We start from the raw sequence: 21,515 nt of genomic DNA, 5'->3' as shown, positions 1-21,515 counted from the left end.
CGCTCCGCGGTCAGCAATTCAATCCAATGAGCGAGAATATGGCACCACGGAAGAACCAGAAGAAATTTGAGCAGCCCGATGGCACGAGCGCCAGCACGTGGATTCCAGCCGGTGAGGAAGATCCGGATCGGAACGGTCTATCCGGCGACCATTGGCGTGCTGCCGGCGTTCCTGGCGCGCATCGGCCGCAAGTATCCCGATATCGAGCTGCATGTATCCCGCGGCTCGACCAACGACATCATCCGCGGGCTTGAGAACGGCCAGATCAATCTCGGCTTCATCCGCCCGGTCGAAAACACCGGCTCACTCAGGTTCTTCTCAATCGCGCATGAGCGCTATCTTCTGGCGGTGGAGAAAAACAGGACATTGCTTGCCAGAAGCGAGATCGGCATCGAGGACCTGAAAGGTCAGAAGATCATCTCTTTCTCGCGCCAGAACCTGTCTTATATGGAACGCTACTTCGCGGAAAAGTTCGAGGAGCATGATCTGTCGAAGAGCATCGCCTAAACGTGCGACGACACATTCTCGCTGGTGTCGTTGGTCTCGGCATCGGCTTTGCGCCGGAATGGACGCTGGATCTGCCCAACCGCAATTTCGAGCTCAGGAAGGTGCAAGGGGCGTCGACTTCAGGATCGGGCTCAGGGTTGCTTGGTCCAAGGACGATCCGACGGCAGCCCGCGACGACATCATCGATATCGCCCGGTCGTTGGTCAGGGCGGGCAGGTGAGGGGCAACGTGTCGAGAGGTCGCTTCTGGTGCGATCCTCGATCAAGCGGAGCGGCTTCCAGGCACCAGCGCGCGATCTACTCAACCGGTCACCGTTGTTCAGAAGTAGCTTGGAGTCTCGTGCAGCGTGTTGAGAACGTCGAGCGCCTCGTGAGCATTCTGACGATTGCGGCCAATCATTTTCCACGCGCCAACCTGGGCAGGCTTACCGCTGAGCGGAGTTGCGGTGGTTTTTTGCGGGTCACCGGCCGAAATCGGCAGCTGTACGCAAGACCTAATGCATTTTCGCCATAGCGCGACTGGCACCATTCGATGAAGCCATTGCACGAGCCTCGAATGGCAGGGAATTCGTCAGGTCTGGCTCCTCCGATCTCGGAGTTCTGTTTCACCTCTTTGCCCCATTCCCAAGTTCCTATCCGGCAAAGCGCGCGCTTTTTCTAGAGCGCCATGAACGCCGAAAAAGGATGCGGCGTTCGAGTCGCACTCAACCAATCTCCCGCTGGGAAATCCCGTAGTTTCCTGCCGAATAGCTCTATCGAACTTCGTGAATTCTGCTTGAGCCGTGATTAACTGCAATCAAAGAAGGTTTTGCCAACAATTTGCCAATCTGTTGAACGTTGAGCGGCGATTGAGGCAGTATTGCCCTCGAAGCCCAACAGAGAGTTGGGCTCGTTTTTTTAAGTATAGAGGCCACGTTAGGGTCGTGCGTTTACATCTGCAGGTGGTCTCGGCGCGCAAAGGCTAGGGACCCAGGCGATGACGCCGTCCCGACACACCGGAGTCGACGCGCAACCTATATAGCGAAAATGTCGGACGTGCCGCGCTGGCGGACTTTGGTCTTACCTCTCATCCGACTTCAGTCCGCTTTGACAACAATCCGCGTGTTGCGCACGTTGATTACACTGTTGGGCTGGTGTCACGAACATGTCGATCAAGAAATCACTGCGCCAATTTCTTTGTTTGCCGGTTCGACAAGCGCCAGCAAGCAGGACCCATGATCTGGAGTCCTTTCTCGACGTATGGCAAGCCTACAGCGTGGCAGTGATGGAACTGCACAGACTGTATGCGGAAAAACCTCCGCGGCAAGAAGCGATCCGCGAGTTTGAGATCCTTTGCCACCTTATTGAAGAGCGGTTGATGTCAGCCCCCGACGTGAAGGAGCGAACTGGAAGCACGGATGGATCGCAGCAAGTGCCTGCTGGCTTGCATTGGTCGGGGGAGCCTTGAAAGCTTCCTCCCTTCATTGCCGTGGTTTATCGAGGCGGGTATTCGGGACGGGCATATTCGGGCATTGGTCAGGTGGCGGAGATCGCGCAATCACGACAACCTGTCGAAGGCCGGGTGAAATTCTGATCTGAGGAAATGCCATGCCTACGCGTCGGAAGTTTCTTGCCGCAGCCTGTTCGACGGTTGTTTGTCTGTCTACGCTTGCTTTTCCTTATAAGCTCGAGCCCGCTGGTTCGCTTCTTCAGCTTGTTCCCCAGGAGGCCTTCGCCAAGAGCGGGGACAACAACGGCAACGGCGGTGGCAACGGCAACGGTGGGGGCAACGGTGGTGGAAACGGTGGAGGCAATAGCGGAGGAAATGGCGGAGGTAACGGAGGGGGCAGATCCGGAAATGAAAAATCGAGCGGGGGCAATGCTCGTGGCAGTTCGACGGGCGCCGGGAATGGAGGAGCTGCTCTCGGCCGCGGTACTGCCAGGATCGGTGTGCGTCATGCCGATGGCATGAGCGAGGAGATCAGTGACGGCCGCTACATCATGAAGGATGCACGTGGGCGCATGATCATCAATCGAAGGGCGACGCTGGCCGACATGAAACGAATTCAGTCTCTCACTCAGTGATAGGACGCCAATCGGCCGCGTCGCGTAGTAGCATGGCGGCCTCAGTCCGGTTTGTGACGCCGAGTTTGGCCATGATCTGCGTCATATGGTGCTTTACTGTTTTTTCCTGAAGGTCGAGCTTCCGGGCGACGTGCTTGTTGCTCATGCCTGCGGCGACCAACTGCAGCACTTCGTTTTCACGCGGGGTCAGGCTAGCGACCAGGGCCGTCAGGTTTGTTGTCGCGCGTGCCCGGTTGGAAAGGAGTTTGGCCGAGAGTGCGGGAGTGACATAGCTTTCGCCAGCGGCGACGCTGCGAATGACTTCCGCCAGCGCTCGACCGCCGACCCCTTTAAGGACATATCCGAGCGCGCCTCGGTCAAGGGCCGCGGTGACATCGTCGCTGGTCTCGGAAACGGTCAGCATGATAATTCTCTGTGATGGCGACAATTCGAGGATCGGGAGGATTGCGTTCAAACCGCCCCCGGGCATCGAGATGTCCAGGAGCAAGACGTCGGGACGCAGGTTCTCGGCAATAAGCAGGGCTTCGTCCCTGGAACTCCCCTCGGCAACGATCTCGAAGCCACCGATCTCCAGCAGACTTCTTGTCACGCCCTCTCGAAACAAGGGATGGTCATCGACCACGGCTACGCGTATCGCTGTCGTCATGCCGCTTTTGTCTCCTCACTGCTGATTGTCATGCGAACAACGGTGCCGGAGGCAGCAGCTTCGACCTCGAAGGTTCCGCCCAGACTCTCGATGCGTTCTCTCAATCCCTCAAGACCAAGGCCGGTGGGCTTTACGCGATCCGGGTCGAAGCCGGGCCCATTGTCCCCGACTTCGATCGTTACGTAGTCACCCGTCACCCATTGCGAGACACGTTGGCCGACGCCGCCGGCGTGGCGATAGGCGTTGTTGAGAGCTTCCTGCACGAAGCGGTAGATGCAGATCTTTGCCGATAAAGACGTATCAACTGGTGGTGCGGCAATCGACAGTTCCACCGTCGTCCCGGTTCGCTGTTGATGAGCGTGTACTACTCGCTTCAAGATCTCGGGCAGGGTCGCCGTCTCTATCTGCGGCAGGACGAGGCCGCTGCAGATCGTCCGGATCTCTCGCATCGCTTCATCGAGACTTTCCTTGATTTCGCCGATGACGCGTTCGCGTGCGGCGCGTGCTGATTTCGGGTTGGTAAAAGCGCCGCTGTCGAGCCGCAAGGAAGCAAAAGCCAGCAACTGTGCCGGCCCGTCGTGCAGATCAGCCCCGATGCGGCGCAGATGGCTTTCGTTGAGCGCGGTTGTGCGTTGCGAGGCGCGCTGCAATCGCGCGCGTAGCCCCTCGTTCTGCGCAAGCAGCGTCGACAGCTCCGCGATCCGCTCCTTGAGTGCGTGGCGCTGGCTTTCGATCGTCCGGCTGCCTCGCAGCACGATCGCAGAGAGGACCACGAAAAACGCGAGGGTAAACGCTGCGACCGCCAGCCAGGTATGGAAGCGCGCTTGGTTCAGGCTGTGTTGAAAGTCGTAGGAGACTTCATGAAATTCCGAAACGGCGACAACCTCTCCCGACCACGGTTGCAGTACCGGATTGTAGATCTCAAGGACTGGCATGTCGGCAGGGCGTTTGTTTGGCTGCTCCCCTGATTGATCGAACAGCGCCACCATGCTGCCCGAAAACGCTGTTCGAAGCTCATCGCTAAGTTCAAGCCTTTTGCCAACTTGAGCCACGTCGCTGGAATAGAGGATCGTTCCGTCTGCCCGCCACAGCCGGAAGGACAAAAGGCGGTCCCCCAGTGCTCCTTGGCCAAGCGTTTCGTCGAGTGCGCGCGCGACTGTACCGTCAAGCACCTGCGTCCGTTGCATATCGGGCAACAAAGGTGCGATCACACTGTCCACATAGAGAGCCGTCGTTGCCGCTGAGTTCCGCGTGACCGCCTCCTCGATAAGGCGTGAAACGAACGCACCGACCAGCACCATCGCAGAGATTGCAACGAGGCCACCTATCAGCAGGAACTGACTCGCCAGCGATCGGGCGTTCCAATTTTTGATGAGTTGGTTGGCGCGCAAGAGTTTTCCCGGGACTGACCGCTGGGTCGCCAGCGTCGCTGAGTACAACAAACCCACGACAGCCTAACCGCTTGGGCAGGCCGGTCAATGCTTTGGATCGGCTCTCGATCCGTATCGGACCATTGGCCGTCTGCCCGACAGGACCAAGGTCCTATTGGCTGCAGCAATGGTCCGGGGGGAATAGCCGTTCACTTTTGGCGCAGGTAAGTTTCCCCCTCTGCAAGCCCGGTCTTAGGCAACTTCCGTGCCGCGGCGATTCTAGGAGGAGTTTCTTATGGTTTTCAACAAGGCAATCGCTCGTGGCGTCGTGGCGCTGAGTTTGGTCGTAACTCTCCCGATAGGCGGGATGGTCGGCGTGGCGGGCACTGCCCTTGCCAAAGACGGCCATGGCAATTCCGGTGGCGGTGGAGGTGGTGGAAGCGGCAACGGAAATGGCGGAAGCCACGGCGGAGGCTCAGGTTCCAGCCATGGGAAATCGGAAGCCGCGCGCGCAAACAAGGACTCCCGGTCCAACAAAGCCAGCGACAAGTCGACGTTGAAGTCGTTCTTCACACGCGACAAATCACCCGAGACAACAAGAAAACCTGCCAAAGCGGACAAGCTGGCCAAGGCGGAACCGGTCGGTGCCGGCGTCGGCACTCCGGGGTTACGCTCGCTGAACCGCAATTATCACGCCTATATCAACTCGAACGATCCGCGGATGGCTGCGGTTTCTGCCTACGCGATGGCCTACGCTGAGTTCGAAGCGGAGAACGGCGTCGACGCAATCCCAAGTGACCCGGCTCTCAGCGACGAGGCCTTGCGCGATGCGCTGGCCAGCTTCACGAAGGATGGCATCGTTACCGATGAGGTGCTTGACGAAGCCAAGGATATTCTTGGAGTTGGACCCGAGGTTGGCAAGATAGACCAGATCCGCGACACGCTTCCTCCCCCGACCGTGGATTAGCAAGCCGGTTGACCAACCAGGTAGACCAAGCCGATTTTCGTGAAGCCCCAGTTGTCGTGGTCGACAACTGGGGTTCTGCGTTCTCGCTGGCATAGCTCCGGTCCGCCTGTCGCCCTGGCGCTCCGTATTTTCGACAGGTGAACTGGAACGATTTCGCCGTGTGACGCTTTCTCCCATTCATACAATCAAGGGAGAACATTCATGAAATCGCTGGCTGATATTTTCGAACACACGCTGCAGGACGTTTATTTTGCCGAGAACGCCATCACCAAGGCGCTTCCGAAGGTCGCCAGGGCCGCAAACAGTGCCGAACTGAAGAAGGCAGCCGAAGAGCACCTTTCGGAAACGAAGGAGCAGATCAAGAAGTTGGAGCAGGTCTTCAAGTCAATCGGCAAGAAGGCATCCGGCGAAAAATGCGATGCCATCGAAGGTCTGATTAAGGAGGCCGACGGCTTGATGAAAGAGGCTGAAGGGACGGCACTTGACGCCGGTCTTCTGGCTGCTTGCCAAGCTGTCGAACACTATGAAATCGCCCGCTATGGTTCGCTTCGTGAATGGGCCAAGGACCTCGGCCATGATGAGGCGCACAAACTTCTGAGCGAGATTCTCGACCAGGAGAAGGCGACCAACAACAAGCTCACCAACTTGGCCGTCACGTCGATTAACAAGACCTCGGCGCGCTCCAAAGCCGCATAGCAATACAAGGACGGCACTGTGCGGCCTTTTCCACTTATCATCTGCTCCTTGCTCAGGTCAGCGTTTTTAGAGCGCGGGCTTGCGCAGGAGCAGGCTTTTTGCGTTCAAGCGCTCGCCAACGGCCTCTGCCTCGACAGTCCGCCAGTGGTGGCTGTGTATCTTCCGAGATGCGCGACGACGCAACACAGGCGGTAGACACCACAAAGCTGGCAAGTGAACAGTCAAATGACTGCCGCAATCAGCGGGACCAGCCCTGCGATCCGGACACAACATGTGCGCGTGCTGCGATCTCCGCGGGACCGCCCGTATTTCATGACGGGGTTCAGGCGAGGCGTCCGACATCTTTCAGAATTGCGTACAGTCCCGTCGCCGCCTCGTCTTCTCCGCCAGCATCGACCCAGATTGGTCCGATCGCAAGCTCGATTTCTTCGCGGTACTTCTGGCCCAATACGAGACTGACGGTGTGCAGCCCCACGGCCTCAGATGTCGACGGATTGACGGCAATGTGAAAGAAGCCATTCGCAATATCCTGCGGCATGTCGTAGATCCGCGTGATAAAGCCCTGAAAATCACTCGTATCGCCTCGTTGCTCGAGCGTTATAAGCAACGAAGGATGAAGGATCTCGATCGCGACGCTTTGTGGCACGAGCCAGCGGGTGCCAGGCTCAATGACCTCCTCGATGTCACTTTGATCAACTGGTTCATCAAACATGTCTGTTCCCCCCTCACGGAAGGTATTGCAGCGTCCGGATGCGTCAAGTGATGGCGTCTTTGTTGTTCAGGTCGACCGACATATAGAGCTGGAAGTGGAAGGGTGTTGCAGGCGGATTTGCCTGATCTAGCGATAGCTCGCGAGGCGGGTGATCGCGTTTAACCGACAAGCAGGATCTCTTCCTTCCTCAGGATTCAGCGCGAGAAAAGGCGGAAGACAGGCGTTGACCGGAGCGACGGCTCACGCGGTCGACGAGATTTGCGTTCTCAGTCTTTGCGACCGGGAACGAAGCACCACAGATATCGGGAACCTTACCGTTCCTTCATCGTTCAGTTCTCAATGGTCACTTGAACTTTACTGAGGAGGCGGACATGCGAAAGTCCCTTCACAACATTTTGGCCGCAGGCCTGGTAGCAGTCGGCGCCCTTTCTGCCATTTCATCGACGTCATCGGCGCAATCATTGGATCTCTATATCGGTCCGGATGGGCGCCCCGACATGCAGTTCCGCGATCGAGACGGAGACCGCCGATACTACGATGAGGAGTATGAGCGGCCGGGTTGTAGCGAACGGCAGGCGCTTCGTCGCGCATCGCGACTTGGGGTACGAGATCCGGAAATCCAGGCGGTAACGCGCCGACAAATCGTTGTTGACGGTGAGCGACGTGGGCGGTTCGTGACCGTGGCATTTGCCAATCGGCCTGGTTGCCCGCGCCTCGGCTGAGCGCAACGCCGAACTCGGATGCTGTACTGACTTCAGAGGCAGAGTCTGCGCGCCATTTCACGACTGGACCGATGAGACTTGAGCCGCAAATGGGCGCTTTGAAGGAGCCGAGCTATTGGTTGCTTCAACCTACATCGCCGCCATCATCGCTCCGATCACGAGGATGTTCCTGCAGGACAAGCTATGTCGCTGCCAGGCTTCATCTCATGCGCGTGTTGGAGCTACAACCATTCTCATCTCCGAGTGAAACAAGCTCTGCATGGCGGCCGCCTTTCATTCGGTTGGCAGCAATCGCAAGCGAGAACACTATTGCAACAGCCGCGCCTCGATCGCTTGTCCAACGATCGTCAGTTGCAGCAACGGCTCGCCACGCACGAAGCTCTCTTCGACGAGATCCAGCTGCTCCAGTCGCCCGACGACTTTTTCTGACAGGCGTTTGTCACCAACCAGCCAACCGGTACCCAATTTTCTCTGCCGCCGGAAAAAGGCGATTGCTCTCAGCGCGTCCTGCTGACCGCGTGTCAGCCTTTTTGCGGTGTCGACTGCGTTGGGATGTTTTGTGGTAGGGAGCATGTCGCTATTCCTTTGTAGCAGCGCTACGTCTGTCGGCACCCGGCCAGTCGTTTACCGGCTCGTCAACATCATCTTCCGCCGGATCGGGATCACGCTCGCAGGCCTCCTGCCGCTTTGCCAGAACATCCTGCATGGTTGCAATAACGAACGCAGTTCCATGTCCTTGGCTTGCGAACTGGTCGATGATCTCAACAAGAAGAGCATCGAGCTTTTGAAACAGTCCTCCGTTACGTTCAGATCTTTCGGCCATTGTCCGGGCACCTGTTCAGAGATCAGATCCATGCTGTTGCCAATCCTTGTAGGGTGCCAGTAGCTGGCCGGGGAACCGACCCTCGATGGCCGTCTCTACCAGGGCGATTTTCGCGAAGACATCACTCGCGTCGCGTTTTTCGGAGGGAATGTCCGCGCTCTCCAATTCAAGCCTTTGCATGATCGCAAACAGTTCGTCGTTGCTCATTGCTTTGAGACGGTCGGAGAAGTCCTCGACATCAAAGTCTTGCTCGACAGGCATTCCGTTACTCCTTTGAAGTTGCCTAGAATGCAACGCGGGGCATCCTCTCTCATGGCTTCGAGTTTCTTGATCGGCGAATAGCCAGCATCAGCGTGTCGAGTTTCGATCGCATTGGCCCGAACCTCTTATAGAGCTGCAGAGCACGCTTGCCGCTCAGGTCATAAACCATCGCGAATTCGTCGAGGCTGTAGATCTCGCAGTTTGGCGAGGATAGTTGCGTCGCGCGGTGGTGGGTTTCCATGAATGAGCAACGCTGGAGCTGCTCGACTGTTCCAGCAGGGTTGCGGAAATTCCGTCGCCTATGATCCGACGGCCGCCCGCAACGGCAGTTCGCCGCGACCGTATTCGACATCCCGCAGGGCAAACCAAACCGGCCAAGTTGCGCGCAAACGCGTCCGCAAAGCGATGCCCATGGGTAGGCTTTACGCTGGTGAAGCATTTCAAGGCAAGCGGCGGTGAAGTGAGATGGATGGTTTCTGCCGATGCATAATTTCGCAACTCCGTATCGGTTTTGGAGTAGAATTATGCGGTGATTGAAAGGGCTGTGGTGTTCCGTGCACTCCGAAATCGACGTGCGGCGCTGCAGACGGAAGGTGAAGCCAATGAAAAGGTTTGCAATCGTTGCTCTGTCGCTTGCGACTGCGCTGACAGGCGCTCCGCCGGCGGTGGCGTTTCCGGCAATTTCTGCGCCGAGGATTGAAGCGCCGCAATCTCAACTGGTTCAGTATCGCCGATATGGCGGTTATCGAGGGGGCTACTATCATGGTCATCACAACGGTGGCGATGATTGGGCCTGGGCACTAGGGGGGCTTGCCGCTGGCGCAGTTATCGGCGGACTGTTGGCGCAACCCCGATACTATGGCCCGAGCTACTACGAACCTGACTACTACGGCCGGACCTACTATCGGCCGCGCTATTACGCGCCACGCTATTCCCGTCAAGTCTACTACGGCGGCGGCACACACACGCGCTGGTGTTACTCGCGATACCGCTCCTATAGGGCCTACGACAACTCGTTCCAGCCATATCACGGCCCTCGACAAGCATGCGTCTCGCCGTACTATTGACCGCGGGGGTGAGAGGCGCGAGGTCGTCCGGCTCATTACGCGTGGGCGGTTTCGCGCCGAGAAAGGTCGAACTGACCAGGGCAGGAGAGATCTACTACGATCGCTGCGTGAGGCTCCTGGCCGATGTCGATCTGTCAGCCGAGGTGGTGCCGCTCGGTTGCCGGCAAGGCCAGGCGCAAGATCAAGATCGGAACCGTCTATCCGGCAACGATCAATCTGCTGCCGGCGTTCCTGGCCCGCATCGGCCGCAAATATCCCGACATCGAGCTGCATATCATGAGTGGTTCGACCAACGACCTCATCCGGGGGCTGGAGAACGGCCAGATCAATCTCGGCTTCATCCGCCCGGTCGAAAACATCGGCTCACTCCGGTTCTTCTCGATCGCGCATGAGCGCTATCTGCTGGCAGTGGAAAAGAAGAGCGCGCTGCTTGCCCGAAGCGAGATCGGCATCGAGGACTTGCAGGGCGAGAAGATCATCTCGTTCTCGAGCCAGAACCTGTCCTTTACCGAACGCTACTTCGCAGAGAAGTTCGAGGAGCACGATCTTGCAAAGAGCGTCGCGTACACCTGCGACGACACCTTCTCGCTGGTGTCCCTGGTGTCGGCCGGTCTTGGCATCGGCTTTGCGCCGGAATGGACGCTGGATCTTCCCAACCGCAATTTCGAGCTCCGGAAGGTGAGGGGAGTCGACTTCCGGATCGGGCTTGGAGTTGCCTGGTCGAAGGACGATCCAACTGCTGTTCGAGATGACATCATCGATATCGCGAGGTCGTTGGTCAGGGCGGGATGGTGAGGAGCGGTCTATTCATACGCTATCGACCAAGTGACGCTCTTGGGGCGAATTCGGGCTTGCACGCCACTACTTGCGCCCGGCTGGAAGCTTCCTATCTCTTATGCCATCCTCGACATGGAGCCTCGAGATGGATCAGCTCTCAACGAATGTCTTTTCCGTTCCCGAAATCGAAGTCATCCCGCCAGAGCACGAGGAAGGTGACTTGGGAAACGCGATGATATGCCTCTGTTGTCAGAAGAAACGGTCGGCCTCGTGGATGGACGCCGACGGTTGTGGCATTTGTGACGAGTGCCTGGCGCCATGACGCAGTCGGCGTCCGAGCTGTCGGCTGCGTTTCTGGCGAAGTTCTAGGGTAAGGCGCTTGCAGAGCTTCCGGTGGGCTACGGCACGGGATATTCCAGGGCCACCGATGGCGCGCGACCGTCCAGTTCTGATGGCGCCGAATGTCTAAGCGGGCGCGGCGGCCACGGAGGTGCGCTCGACGACTTCCGTCTTCAAGACGACGCGCGTCGCCTCCGCGCTGTTTCCGTTAAGCCGCTCGACCAATAGCTTGGCCGCCGCTTCGCCAAGGCCGTAGACGGGCTGGCGCACGACCGTGACGGGCGGTGTCGTGACGGACGTCCAGTCCGCGTCGTGAAACGACACCAGCGACAGGTCGTTTGGAATGGTGAGGCGAGTGCGAGGGGCGAGATGTAGTGACGGTTCACGAGTTCACTCCTGTCGCTTGTGGGTGGTTTTGGTGGGAATGATGAGTTTCAGCCGAACGTGAAAGCGTAGGCTTCGACGCCCGGATCAAGGAAACGGACTTCAAATGTCCGCTCTTCCACCTCGCCGGACTGGCGGACGAGTTGGTAGAGCCTGGTGGAGGTTATCGTGCCGTGGCCGTCAGCATTGGTATCCGCACCATGATCCGACCCAGGCGCTTTGCCGTCGATCGTTACCTGGAAGCGAATGGGTTTGCCGGTGGCGCCGGGGCCGAGCACCAGATGCAGGTCGCGCGCGCTGAAGCGATAGACGATGCTGCCATCCGGCTGGTTCAGCACGGCGTGTTCAGCGGCAATCGACCATGTTCCGGAGAGGCCCCATTCATTCAGGCCCGGTTGCTCGACGGAATATGCGTTGGCGGCGTCGGCAACCAGGCCTTCCGGAGAGACGAAGCCCACGGCGCGCTTGTAGCCAATATAGCTCTCGCCGGAGCGGATGTTCTTAAGGTCGGGGCTCGCCTCGGCACCTTTGGCATCAGGCGTCACAGGTGTTGTTGTCGCCATCTCGTTGCCGGCTTCGCGCAGCAGGTCCTGGATTGCCTGCTCGGTCTGGCGATAGTTGCCCTCACCGAAGTGATGGTAGCGGATCTGGCCCTTTGCATCGATCAGGTAGTGTGCCGGCCAGTAGCTGTTTTCAAACGCGCGCCAGATCTTGTAGTCATTGTCGATCGCAACCGGATAGTCGATCTTGAAGTCTTCGATCGCCTTTCTGACATTGTCGATCTTCTTCTCGAAGGCGAATTCCGGGGCATGCACGCCGATCACGACGAGGCCCTGATCCTTGTATTTTTCGGCCCAGGCGCGGACGTAGGGCACGGTGCTGATGCAGTTGATGCAGGAATAAGTCCAGAAGTCGATGAGGACGACCTTGCCGCTAAGCTGTTCCGTCGTCAGTGGCGACGCGTTCAGCCATTCTACTGCGCCAGTCAACGACGGCGCTCCGCCCTCGAAAGGCAAATTGCTGCGGAACGGCTGTGCTGTAGCACTGACAGCAGAAATAGTGTCCTTGCTGGCAACCTCGGATGAAGCGTCGTTTGCAGCCTTGTCGTGCAACTGGTCAATCACAGTCTGTTCGAAGACGGCTGTGCTCGCATAGGAAAGCCGCGCCAGAAGGCCGGTGTCGAGGCCAAGAGCAATGACGGCAACACCACCCAGAACCGCGGCACCCAGCCCTTGGCGAATACGCTCGCTGACGCCGAGCGACCGCTTCATGCCGGCAAACAACTTGCCGCCGATGAGGAGAGCGACGGCAAGCGATGTCGCGGCCCCAGCAGCATAGGCGACGAGCAAAAATGTCGTTTGAAGGTTGGCGCCATTTAACGCCGCGCCCGTCAGCACAAGACCGAGGATCGGCCCGGCGCAGGGCGCCCAAAGAAGCCCCGTTGCAATGCCGAGGATAAAGGAACTCGCCGCAGTCGGAACTGACCCGGACTTTCCTGACGCGTTCAACAGCCTATTGCCGAATTCGACGACAGGCTGGGTGATGATGCTCGCAACGCGTGGAGACAATAGGCTGACCGCGAAGACGGCGAGCAACAGGATTGCGGCGAGACGCCCGTATTCATTGGCGTCTATCGCCCAGTTTCCGCCGACTGCTGCAAGCGTCGCAACCATTGCAAAAGTCACGCTCATGCCAATCAGCATGGGCAGCGTGCTCCGCAGAAAAGGCTGTCCCGCGCGGGCAAAGACGAAGGGGAGTATTGGAAGGATGCACGGGCTGAGGATTGTCAGCGCCCCTCCGAGATAGGCAATGATGAGAAGTGTCATCGTCGTTTCCTTGAAACCGGTTGGTCGGGTTCTGGACGGCGAAGGGGGCACGACCAGCAACAGGGCCAATCTGGTCGGAGCGACGTATCCAGGATGTGTCCGGCTTCCATCTGAAATGTACCGCAGTGTAGGACCATGCCTATGCACGACACAGTGATACAAATCGCTGGCAAGCCGCCTCGGCAGGTGCTGGTTGATTGTATCAGACTGTATCGAAGCCGCCGGAGGCTACTTCCGCATTCAATTCCGGGCTTGACGGGACACATGCGGGATACGTGGAGGCGGCTTTCTTCCGATCAGAACCAAATGAGATGGAGAGAACGATGCCCCCTGAATTCAATCCCCAGCGCCGCCGCTTCTTCGGTATCGCCGCAATGACCGTGGCCGCCGCCGAATTCGGCATGGGTGCAATCGCCAATGCCAAGGCACCCGCGGCGTCCCTGGCCGTCGCCAAGGCAGGAGGTCATACGGCGTTTGCAGCGCTCAAGCAAATCAAGGCAGGTGTCCTCGATATCGGATATGCAGAAGCCGGACCAGCGGATGGTCCCGTTGTCCTGCTCGTTCACGGCTGGCCGTATGACATCCATAGCTATGTTGATGTCGCGCCGATCCTGGCTGATGAAGGATACCACGTGCTCATTCCCTATCTGCGTGGCTACGGCACGACGCGTTTCGTTTCAGACGAGACCCCACGAAACGGCCAGCAAGCGGCGCTGGCTGCCGACATGATCGCCTTCATGGATGCACTCGGCGTCGAAAAGGCGATCCTGGGCGGGTATGACTGGGGCGCGCGCACCGTCAACATCATGGCGGCTCTCTGGCCGGACCGCTGCCAGGCAATGGTTTCCGTCAGCGGTTATCTCATCGGCAGCCAGGCGGCCAACCGCAAGCCGCTTCTGCCGGCCGCGGAACTCTCCTGGTGGTACCAGTTCTACTTCGCCACCGAGCGGGGACGGCTCGGCTATGCCGCCAACACGCACGAGTTTGCAAAGCTCATCTGGCGGACGGCATCGCCCACCTGGACGTTCGACGACGCGACTTTCAACCGATCGGCCGCCGCCCTCGATAATCCGGACCACGTGGATATCACCATCCATAATTATCGCTGGCGGCTTGGCCTCGCCGAAGGGGAAGCGGCATACGATGCCTTAGAGAAGCAGCTTGCGATTGGGCCGGTGATTACTATTCCGACGATCACCATGGAAGGCGATGCCAATGGTGCGCCCCATCCGCAGCCATCGGCCTATGCAAAGAAGTTCTCGGGGAGATATGAGCACAGAGACGTAGCGCGTATCGGGCATAATCTGCCGCAGGAAGCGCCAGAGGCATTCGCTCAGGCTATCATCGATGTGGCGAAGTTCTGATGGGAGGGGGGCCGCGAGAAACCGCTTTACTCGCGGCAGCCCACACGGAACTAATGTCGCGTGAGTGCGAATGTTTGAAGGGCCAGAGATGGAGCATGTCGACCACATTCTGATTGTTGATGACGACCGCGAAATTCGCGAGCTCGTATCGAGCTATCTTAAGAAGAACGGTCTTCGGACGACGGTTGCTGCCGACGGCCGTCAGATGCGTAGTTTCCTGGAAACAAGCACGGTCGACCTGATCGTGCTCGACGTGATGATGCCGGGGGATGACGGGCTGGTGCTGTGCCGCGAACTGCGCGCCGGTAAACACAAGTCGACGCCGGTCATCATGTTGACGGCGCGCGACGATGAGATGGACCGGATCATCGGGCTCGAAATGGGTGCCGATGATTATCTGCCGAAGCCGTTTGCGGCGCGCGAGCTTTTGGCCCGCATCAAGGCGGTGCTACGGCGCACGCGTATGCTGCCGCCGAACCTGCAGATCAGCGAGGCCGGGCAATTGTTGACGTTTGGCGACTGGCGGCTCGACACGGTCGGTCGGCATCTTCTTGACCGGGACGGAACGGAAATAGCTTTGAGTGGCGCCGAATACCGGCTGTTGCGAGTGTTCATCGATCATCCGCAACGCGTGCTCAATCGCGACCAGATCCTGAACCTCACACAGGGCCGCGATGCCGAACTGTTCGACCGCTCGATCGACCTTCTGGTCAGCCGCCTGCGCCAGCGGCTTGGCGATGATGCGCGCGAGCCGACCTATATCAAGACAGTGCGGGCCGAAGGCTATGTGTTCTCTGTGCCGGTCGAAATCTCGGTGCCCAGGACATGAGTATGGGCAGCAGGTCCCGATTCGACTGGTGGCCAACGACATTGCGCTCGCGATTGTTCCTGATCCTTTTTGCCGGACTGGCGGTTGCCTATGGCCTGTCCTTCAGCATTCTTTTTGCCGAGCGTTACATGTCGGCCAAGGCCGTCATGCTCGGAACGTTGGAAAGCGATCTGGCAACGTCGATCGCTGTTCTCGACCGTCTTCCCGCCAACGAGCGGCCCGATTGGCTGGATCGCCTGAGCCGCGGCAGCTACCGTCTTGTTCTGGGGCCTGGGCTTCCCGGTGTGCCGGATCTGTCGGGTCGTGGTGCCGAGATCGCGGACCGGATAGACCAGGCGGCTGGCAACAGGTTTCCGATCCGCGTCGAAGCCATTCCGGGCGACCACATGCGTCTGCAAGGGCATCTAACGCTGTCGGACGGTTCGCTGTTGACGATCGATGTGACCCCGCGCGGGGTGATGCCCTTGGCCGAATGGCTGCCTTATGTCTTCGCGGCACAGATGGTTCTGCTCATCCTCTGCACTTGGTTTGCGGTGCGCCTCGTAATTCGTCCGCTGGGCGCTCTCGCAGCCGCTGCAGAGGCGCTCGATCCCGGCAAAAAAGGTTCTCCCTTGAACGAGGGGGGACCGAGCGAGGTTGTTCATGCGGCGCGCGCCTTCAACGCCATGCGTGATCGTATCGCCCATTACCTGGAAGAACGTGTGCAGATTCTCGCGGCAATCTCGCATGATCTGCAGACGCCGATCACGCGCATGCGGCTTCGCGCCGACATGGCGGACGATAGTGCCGAAAAGGACAAGCTGATCAGCGACCTGCGCGAAATCGAGCGGCTTGTGCAGGACGGAATTGCCTATGCGCGCAGTTCGCACGGCAATGGCGAAAAAAACGCGCGCATCGATCTTGCATCCTTCATCGACAGCATCGCCTACGATTATCAGGACACCGGAAAGGCGGTTTCGGTAACCGGCATCGTTCAAGGGACTGCCCTGACCAAACCGCACGCATTGCGGCGTATCCTGACCAATTTCATCGACAACGCACTCAAGTTTGCCGGTGCGGCCGAGATCGGCGTGGAACGATCAGGCGCGGGAAAGATCGTCATCACGGTCACGGACCATGGACCGGGCATTCCCGACGACAAGCTGGAGGCTGCCATGCAACCTTTCTACAGGATCGAGACCTCCCGCAATCGGGATACAGGAGGCACGGGGCTTGGGCTGGCCATCGCACAGCAGCTTGCCGTCTCAGTCGGTGGAGAAGTGCGGATCTACAATCGCCCCGGTGGCGGGCTTGCGGCAGAGATATCTCTGCCCTGACGAATGCTAGGTCTTGCGGGGAGTTTGAATGAAAAGGCAGTCGGGCCTGCCGGTGCTACTCTCCGATACAATTACGACCTTTTCTAAAACACGCCGGATACGTAGGGCTGGCAAAACGCTCCCGTCAACAACGTCGCTGAACGCGGCAGATAGAGGAGTAAACTATGACGAAGATTGAGAAGGTTCTCTACACCGGAAAGACACATACGACTGGCGGGCGTGATGGTGCGGCGCATAGTGACGATGCGCAGCTTGCCGTCAAGCTTTCGCCGCCGGGCAGCGGAAAGTCGGGCACCAATCCTGAGCAGCTTTTTGCCGCCGGCTGGTCCGCCTGCTTCATCGGTGCCCTGGGCAAGGCTGCGGGCAAACGCAAGCTGTCACTGCCCGCGAACACGGCAGTAGATGCCGAGGTCGACCTCGGCATTACGGACGGCGCCTATCTGTTGCAGGCCAGGCTGAATGTCAGCCTTCCGGGGTTGGATGTCGACCTTGCACGGGCGCTGATTGACGAAGCCCACCAGACCTGCCCCTACTCCAAGGCGACACGGGGCAATATCGCCGTCGCGCTGACGCTCGTTTGAACCGTTACGCAATCTCACGGAGTGTTCTATGAAACGCTTGATCATTGGCATGCTGGCGCTCGCCGTTTTTGCTGCGCCGTGCGTCCATGACGTGTTCTCGCCGGAACCATCCCCCATGGCCGCCCTGGCCACAGCACTTGGTCTTGTAGGGTAGGTAAGTCGGAAGATCCGAGAGGGGGCGGCTGCGAAACAGTGGCTCCCTCTTTTCATCAGGACTTGTCGCTTCGTCCTTGAGCAAAGTAGCAGCTTCGATCGCCAACGGATCGGCCATGAGAAGAAGGTAATCCAGCATCGATTTCAGGCTGGGATCGCAAAGGTCGGCCGGTACCAACACGCCCGTCGTGTTCATTTCATCCTGACCGATCAATCCGGCGTCATCGTGGCCCATACGTTCGCTGTAGTCGACGGTTGGCTGTCCTTGCTCGTCGGTGGCGACGCCCGGCTTGAGGATCTCGTTGAAGGCCTTGAATTCATCAGAGTTGAGCTTTCCGTCTCCGTCCTTGTCGAATTTTCCAAACGCGTTGGGAGACGGTGAAAGCCTTTCTGAGGGCCTGTGATGGTGTGCTTCTGGTTGTCAGTCACGATGACGCCTTCCTCGACAGTATCGCGATCGTCACTCACGTCGAGCAACCCGCCCGCAAATGCGACAGCGGTGCGGGTTGTAAATGAGTTGCCAATTTAAAGTACGAACCCGCCATCTATCGTGAGGCTCGAACCCGTCATGTACCCTGCCTTTTCGCTCATCAAATAGGAGGCAAGAGCCGCGATTTCGTCGGGCTGACCAACACGCTTGAGAGGGATGACATTTACCAGTCCAGCCACCATGCTGGCCGTCATGTCCGTTTCCGTTGGTCCGGGCTGAATGTTGTTCACCGTGATGCTCCGCGGCGCGAGGTCCAGGGCCGCGCCCTTGACCATCGCGGCGACCGCAGCTTTCGTCATCGCATAGACGCTCCCGCCGGAAGAACCTGTCCGCACCGCGGTGTTGCTGCCGATCGTTGCGATTCGGCCACCATCCTTCATGTTCAGCGCTGCTGCCTGGATGGCGAGAAATACGCCGCGAACATTATCGTCAGCCACCGTTGGGAAGTAGCCGCTATCGTCGGGCAGCTCGCGATCGTGGAAGGTGTTGCGCCGGATCTCACGATAGATCGTCGATCGATGACGACCGAGTTCGCGCGCCATTTCTTTGATCGGCAGCTTGCGTTCGACAAAGTGGAAGAGGCGGCGTCGATCGGCCAGATTCAGCTGCGAATAGCGTCGGGACATGCCAAAATCTCCAAGGGGAAACCATTGAAATCATTGGCATGTCGTACTTCAAATTAGAATGTACCCACGGGGAGATCAAGATCGCATAATGCATCGAGCGGAACACTTGGCACACCGCCCGTATCGACCCACCATCGACTATTATTTTTTCGGTTTGCGGCCCGACCGCAAGGGCGGCGGGCGTGACGAATTCGTGCCGACCTCAGCAAATAGCTCTGCGACGATTACTTCAAGGACGTTCGCCAGAGCCTCCAAGGCAGACACGGTCACGTTCTCCATGCCACGCTCAATACGCCCAACATAAGAACGGTCGATGCTTGCCTCCAGCGCGAGCTTTTCCTGCGAGAGGCCCTTGCTGACGCGAAGCCTGCGCAGGTTCCATCCAATGGTTTGCCTGATGTCCATAGCGCAGCATGCGATAGTGGCGGCTTGACAATCGACGGACTGTAGGTCCCCGATTGTACACTAAAACGCACCGGAAACTGCTGACCAGTTTGGGCGGGTTCTTGTGAGCCTTCTCGCAAAAAGGGGCTATTGCACATGGAACTGCGCCAGTCGAGCTATTTCGTGGCGGTTGCCGAAGAGCTGCATTTCGGTCGTGCGGCAATCCGGGTGTGTATCGCCCAGCCGGCCTTGAGCTGTCAGATCCAGTCGTTGGAAAAGGAGCTCGGTGTTCGCCTGCTGGAGCGCTCGACGAGAAAGGTCGAACTGACCGGGGCAGGGGAGATCTACTACGATCGCTGTGTGCGGATCCTGGGAGATGTCCATCTGTCGGCTGAGGTGGTGCGTTCGGTTGCCGGCAAGGCGAGGCGCAAGATCCGGATCGGAACGGTCTATCCGGCGACCATTGGCGTGCTGCCGGCGTTCCTGGCGCGCATCGGCCGCAAGTATCCCGATATCGAGCTGCATGTATCCCGCGGCTCGACCAACGACATCATCCGCGGGCTTGAGAACGGCCAGATCAATCTCGGCTTCATCCGCCCGGTCGAAAACACCGGCTCACTCAGGTTCTTCTCAATCGCGCATGAGCGCTATCTTCTGGCGGTGGAGAAAAACAGGACATTGCTTGCCAGAAGCGAGATCGGCATCGAGGACCTGAAAGGTCAGAAGATCATCTCTTTCTCGCGCCAGAACCTGTCTTATATGGAACGCTACTTCGCGGAAAAGTTCGAGGAGCATGATCTGTCGAAGAGCATCGCCTATACGTGCGACGACACATTCTCGCTGGTGTCGTTGGTCTCGGCCGGTCTCGGCATCGGCTTTGCTCCGGAATGGACGCTGGATCTGCCCAACCGCAATTTCGAGCTCAGGAAGGTGAGGGGCGAGCTCCCGAAAATCTCTCGTCGTCTGCGATCAGCCGGCCGAAAAAGGGCAGGCCGGTGCGGCAGGATCGAGCAGCTGAATTTCTTGGTAGGACTGTCGCGGCCCTTCTTGATTCACTATTCACTCGGCGCAGAGCGCCTTTCACGCCACCACAATCGGGACTTTGTTCGGCGACGCCTTGACGCGGTTGTAGAGGTCGATGACGTCCTGGTTGATCATGCGCACGCAACCCGAAGACGCCTGAGTGCCGATCGTCCACCATTCGGGTGAGCCGTGCACGCGATAGCCGGTGTCGTGGCCGTCCTTGAAGATATAGTGCGCGCGGGCGCCGAGCGGGTTGTCGAGGCCACCCGGCTGACCGCCCGTCCATTTCGCCAGTTCCGGCCTGCGCGCGATCATCTCTTTGGGCGGCGTCCAGGTCGGCCATTGCTTGGTGTACTGGATCTCCGCGCGTCCGTTCCATTCAAAGCCGGCCTTGCCGATGCCGACGCCGTAACGGATCGCTTCGCTGCCTTCCTGCACCCAATAGAGATGTCTCTCTTTGAGCCGCACCACAATCGTTCCCGGCGCCTCTCCGGTCGGATCGACAACGATCTGACGACGGAATTCCGGCCTGATCTTCTGGAATGGAATTGCCGGGATCACGAGGCCATTGTCGATCAGCGAGGCATACATCGTGCCGCTGTGGGTGATGTTGCTGTCGACGCTGAGCGGTGGGATTGGGCGGATCGAACCGGTTGGCATGCGGTCAACGCCCCCAGGCGGCATGCCACCCGAGGGCTCGATTGCCCCCAGCTCCGAGAGTTCGAGCGTCTGCGAGCAGCCGGAGGCGCCAAGTAGTGTCAGGACACCGATGCCCGAAAGCACGGCGCGGCGGGAGACGACGTAGCCGGATTCCGGAATTTTCGCGCCGGAGGACAGCGTCTGATCTTGCGGCTTACGCATGCGCTCTTTACCCCAAACCAACGGTCGGCATCATGCCCACCGGATGGGCCGCATTTTCACAAGTCATGGTTAAAAAGGCGTGAAACCATTACCGACCGTGCCCCACCCTTTGGTGAGTTCGACATGCCGCTTGTGCACTGATGGTGATTTAGGGAAACTTAGCGGAAGTAGGCCCCATGTGAGAGCGCTCAAAGGCAATTGCCGGTCGGCGGCTGCCATCCGAGCTTCTGAAGAGAACATCAGATTGCCGACCCGTCCGTGCGCATCCCTAAGAGCATCCCGCGCTAGCGGTCGTGCGGATAGGCGTAGCAAGTGTACCAAATGTTGGCTTTGCCGAGTGCAACAAGGATCCGTTGCAAAAGAGAAGTTTCATTCCGAGGTGTGCGTATGATCGTCGGCATTTTTCTGGCATCCTCCCAAATGCTGATTGGTATCCAATTGAGTTCTAAAGCGCTGCGTTGCGGCTCCCCTGATCTCCCCTTCGACACTATTCTCCTTCCGTACAGAAAACCACGCAAGCAATGCCGAACTTAGTTTTCGGAATTTTCGATGAAACAAGGCTGCCGAAATCTTGAATGCTGCCGTGGCACCTATCAGTTACTCCGCCGAGGCGGAGTTGGGTGAGGGTGAATTTCGGAAGCGCTTAAGCCATCGGAGGATGAATGCTTTCTCATTTTAAGGACCCGTCACTGTTTCGCCAGGCTGCCCTGATTGGTGGCGAATGGATC

Annotated in this window: 21 protein-coding genes and 4 pseudogenes; 12 read left to right on the top strand and 13 right to left on the bottom strand. The window is 58.6% G+C overall.

What is annotated here, in order from left to right; translation table 11 throughout:
• Positions 1-63 precede the first annotated feature (63 nt).
• From BLJAPNOD_RS26875 to BLJAPNOD_RS35475, 3 genes and pseudogenes are all read left to right on the top strand, one after another.
• Positions 64-727, top strand: a pseudogene (locus BLJAPNOD_RS26875) (LysR family substrate-binding domain-containing protein); the annotation flags it as partial.
• Positions 728-1,650: 923 nt separating this feature from the next.
• Positions 1,651-1,953, top strand: a complete 303-nt coding sequence (locus BLJAPNOD_RS35235) for a hypothetical protein (RefSeq protein ID WP_139354127.1) — start codon at positions 1,651-1,653, stop codon at positions 1,951-1,953.
• Between the two features lie 140 nt (positions 1,954-2,093).
• Entirely contained in the window at positions 2,094-2,570 is a 477-nt protein-coding gene (locus BLJAPNOD_RS35475) for a hypothetical protein (protein ID WP_158556183.1), read from the top strand.
• Here BLJAPNOD_RS35475 and BLJAPNOD_RS26870 read toward each other — a convergent pair.
• Both BLJAPNOD_RS26870 and BLJAPNOD_RS26865 read right to left on the bottom strand, forming a co-directional pair.
• Positions 2,560-3,216 carry a response regulator transcription factor gene (locus BLJAPNOD_RS26870; protein ID WP_077505880.1) on the bottom strand — a complete coding sequence of 219 codons (657 nt, stop codon included), beginning with the start codon at positions 3,214-3,216 and terminating at the stop codon, positions 2,560-2,562. The two genes, BLJAPNOD_RS35475 and BLJAPNOD_RS26870, sit on opposite strands and share 11 nt — an antisense overlap.
• The gene (locus BLJAPNOD_RS26865; protein ID WP_115422119.1) at positions 3,213-4,607 is read right to left on the bottom strand and encodes a sensor histidine kinase; all 1,395 of its coding nucleotides are present in this window, start codon (positions 4,605-4,607) and stop codon (positions 3,213-3,215) included. The genes BLJAPNOD_RS26870 and BLJAPNOD_RS26865 overlap by 4 nt, the downstream gene beginning before the upstream one ends.
• 274 nt (positions 4,608-4,881) lie before the next feature.
• Between BLJAPNOD_RS26865 and BLJAPNOD_RS26860 the strand changes: the two genes are divergently transcribed.
• Together BLJAPNOD_RS26860 and BLJAPNOD_RS26855 are read left to right on the top strand one after the other, a co-directional pair.
• Positions 4,882-5,553, top strand: coding sequence for a hypothetical protein (locus BLJAPNOD_RS26860; protein WP_115422118.1), 672 nt, complete (start codon positions 4,882-4,884; stop codon positions 5,551-5,553).
• Positions 5,554-5,754: 201 nt separating this feature from the next.
• Positions 5,755-6,249: a ferritin-like domain-containing protein gene (locus BLJAPNOD_RS26855; RefSeq protein ID WP_077505886.1), complete on the top strand. Its 495-nt coding sequence runs from the start codon at positions 5,755-5,757 to the stop codon at positions 6,247-6,249.
• Between the two features lie 322 nt (positions 6,250-6,571).
• Here the strand turns inward: BLJAPNOD_RS26855 and BLJAPNOD_RS26850 are convergent, their stop codons facing one another.
• The 5 genes from BLJAPNOD_RS26850 to BLJAPNOD_RS36195 form a co-directional block, all read right to left on the bottom strand.
• Complete coding sequence (locus tag BLJAPNOD_RS26850; RefSeq protein WP_077505888.1) at positions 6,572-6,961, bottom strand: hypothetical protein; 390 nt, start codon at positions 6,959-6,961, stop codon at positions 6,572-6,574.
• Positions 6,962-7,989: 1,028 nt separating this feature from the next.
• Entirely contained in the window at positions 7,990-8,256 is a 267-nt protein-coding gene (locus tag BLJAPNOD_RS26840; protein ID WP_077505892.1) for a hypothetical protein, read from the bottom strand.
• A 4-nt stretch (positions 8,257-8,260) separates the two neighbouring features.
• Positions 8,261-8,506 (bottom strand): hypothetical protein, encoded by a 246-nt coding sequence (locus tag BLJAPNOD_RS26835; RefSeq protein ID WP_077505894.1) that lies wholly within the window; start codon positions 8,504-8,506, stop codon positions 8,261-8,263.
• Between the two features lie 15 nt (positions 8,507-8,521).
• Positions 8,522-8,767, bottom strand: coding sequence for a hypothetical protein (locus BLJAPNOD_RS26830; protein WP_077505896.1), 246 nt, complete (start codon positions 8,765-8,767; stop codon positions 8,522-8,524).
• A 49-nt stretch (positions 8,768-8,816) separates the two neighbouring features.
• Positions 8,817-9,008 (bottom strand): hypothetical protein, encoded by a 192-nt coding sequence (locus BLJAPNOD_RS36195; protein ID WP_115422117.1) that lies wholly within the window; start codon positions 9,006-9,008, stop codon positions 8,817-8,819.
• 361 nt (positions 9,009-9,369) lie between these two features.
• Here BLJAPNOD_RS36195 and BLJAPNOD_RS26820 point away from each other — a divergent pair, with 361 nt between their 5' ends.
• Together BLJAPNOD_RS26820 and BLJAPNOD_RS26815 are read left to right on the top strand one after the other, a co-directional pair.
• The gene (locus BLJAPNOD_RS26820; RefSeq protein ID WP_077505900.1) at positions 9,370-9,834 is read left to right on the top strand and encodes a BA14K family protein; all 465 of its coding nucleotides are present in this window, start codon (positions 9,370-9,372) and stop codon (positions 9,832-9,834) included.
• Positions 9,835-9,893: 59 nt separating this feature from the next.
• Positions 9,894-10,629, top strand: a pseudogene (locus BLJAPNOD_RS26815) (LysR family substrate-binding domain-containing protein); the annotation flags it as partial.
• A 447-nt stretch (positions 10,630-11,076) separates the two neighbouring features.
• On the opposite strand, the pseudogene BLJAPNOD_RS26805 reads toward BLJAPNOD_RS26815, so the two are convergent.
• A pseudogene (locus BLJAPNOD_RS26805) lies at positions 11,077-11,301 on the bottom strand (substrate-binding domain-containing protein); the annotation flags it as partial.
• A gap of 83 nt (positions 11,302-11,384) precedes the next feature.
• On the bottom strand, positions 11,385-13,160 hold the full coding sequence (locus tag BLJAPNOD_RS26800; protein WP_115422115.1) for a cytochrome c biogenesis protein DipZ: 1,776 nt from the start codon (positions 13,158-13,160) through the stop codon (positions 11,385-11,387).
• Between the two features lie 323 nt (positions 13,161-13,483).
• On the opposite strand from BLJAPNOD_RS26800, the gene BLJAPNOD_RS26795 reads away from it, so the two are divergent.
• From BLJAPNOD_RS26795 to BLJAPNOD_RS26780, 4 genes are all read left to right on the top strand, one after another.
• Positions 13,484-14,524 carry an alpha/beta hydrolase gene (locus tag BLJAPNOD_RS26795; protein ID WP_115422114.1) on the top strand — a complete coding sequence of 347 codons (1,041 nt, stop codon included), beginning with the start codon at positions 13,484-13,486 and terminating at the stop codon, positions 14,522-14,524.
• Positions 14,525-14,612: 88 nt separating this feature from the next.
• Positions 14,613-15,353 carry a response regulator gene (locus BLJAPNOD_RS26790; RefSeq protein ID WP_077505906.1) on the top strand — a complete coding sequence of 247 codons (741 nt, stop codon included), beginning with the start codon at positions 14,613-14,615 and terminating at the stop codon, positions 15,351-15,353.
• Positions 15,350-16,669 (top strand): HAMP domain-containing sensor histidine kinase, encoded by a 1,320-nt coding sequence (locus BLJAPNOD_RS26785; RefSeq protein ID WP_115422113.1) that lies wholly within the window; start codon positions 15,350-15,352, stop codon positions 16,667-16,669. Before BLJAPNOD_RS26790 ends, BLJAPNOD_RS26785 begins: the two co-directional genes overlap by 4 nt.
• Positions 16,670-16,833: 164 nt before the next feature.
• Positions 16,834-17,250 carry an organic hydroperoxide resistance protein gene (locus BLJAPNOD_RS26780; RefSeq protein ID WP_115422112.1) on the top strand — a complete coding sequence of 139 codons (417 nt, stop codon included), beginning with the start codon at positions 16,834-16,836 and terminating at the stop codon, positions 17,248-17,250.
• Between the two features lie 4 nt (positions 17,251-17,254).
• Here the strand turns inward: BLJAPNOD_RS26780 and BLJAPNOD_RS35470 are convergent, their stop codons facing one another.
• From BLJAPNOD_RS35470 to BLJAPNOD_RS26770, 3 genes are all read right to left on the bottom strand, one after another.
• Complete coding sequence (locus BLJAPNOD_RS35470; protein WP_206750053.1) at positions 17,255-17,617, bottom strand: hypothetical protein; 363 nt, start codon at positions 17,615-17,617, stop codon at positions 17,255-17,257.
• Positions 17,618-17,928: 311 nt separating this feature from the next.
• Positions 17,929-18,519, bottom strand: a complete 591-nt coding sequence (locus BLJAPNOD_RS26775; RefSeq protein ID WP_115422111.1) for an SDR family oxidoreductase — start codon at positions 18,517-18,519, stop codon at positions 17,929-17,931.
• Positions 18,520-18,660: 141 nt separating this feature from the next.
• Positions 18,661-18,924: a helix-turn-helix transcriptional regulator gene (locus BLJAPNOD_RS26770; RefSeq protein WP_115422110.1), complete on the bottom strand. Its 264-nt coding sequence runs from the start codon at positions 18,922-18,924 to the stop codon at positions 18,661-18,663.
• Between the two features lie 135 nt (positions 18,925-19,059).
• On the opposite strand from BLJAPNOD_RS26770, the pseudogene BLJAPNOD_RS26765 reads away from it, so the two are divergent.
• Positions 19,060-19,884 (top strand): annotated as a pseudogene (locus tag BLJAPNOD_RS26765) (LysR family transcriptional regulator); the annotation flags it as partial.
• 99 nt (positions 19,885-19,983) lie between these two features.
• Here the strand turns inward: BLJAPNOD_RS26765 and BLJAPNOD_RS26760 are convergent.
• Positions 19,984-20,787 (bottom strand): L,D-transpeptidase, encoded by an 804-nt coding sequence (locus BLJAPNOD_RS26760; RefSeq protein ID WP_115422109.1) that lies wholly within the window; start codon positions 20,785-20,787, stop codon positions 19,984-19,986.
• Positions 20,788-21,515: the final 728 nt, after the last annotated feature.

The organism is Ensifer sp. M14, from assembly GCF_003355565.1.
Taxonomy (GTDB): Bacteria; Pseudomonadota; Alphaproteobacteria; order Rhizobiales; family Rhizobiaceae; genus Ensifer.
The sequence above is the reverse complement of the archived record's forward strand: the minus strand, read 5'-3'. Positions and strand labels throughout refer to the sequence as shown.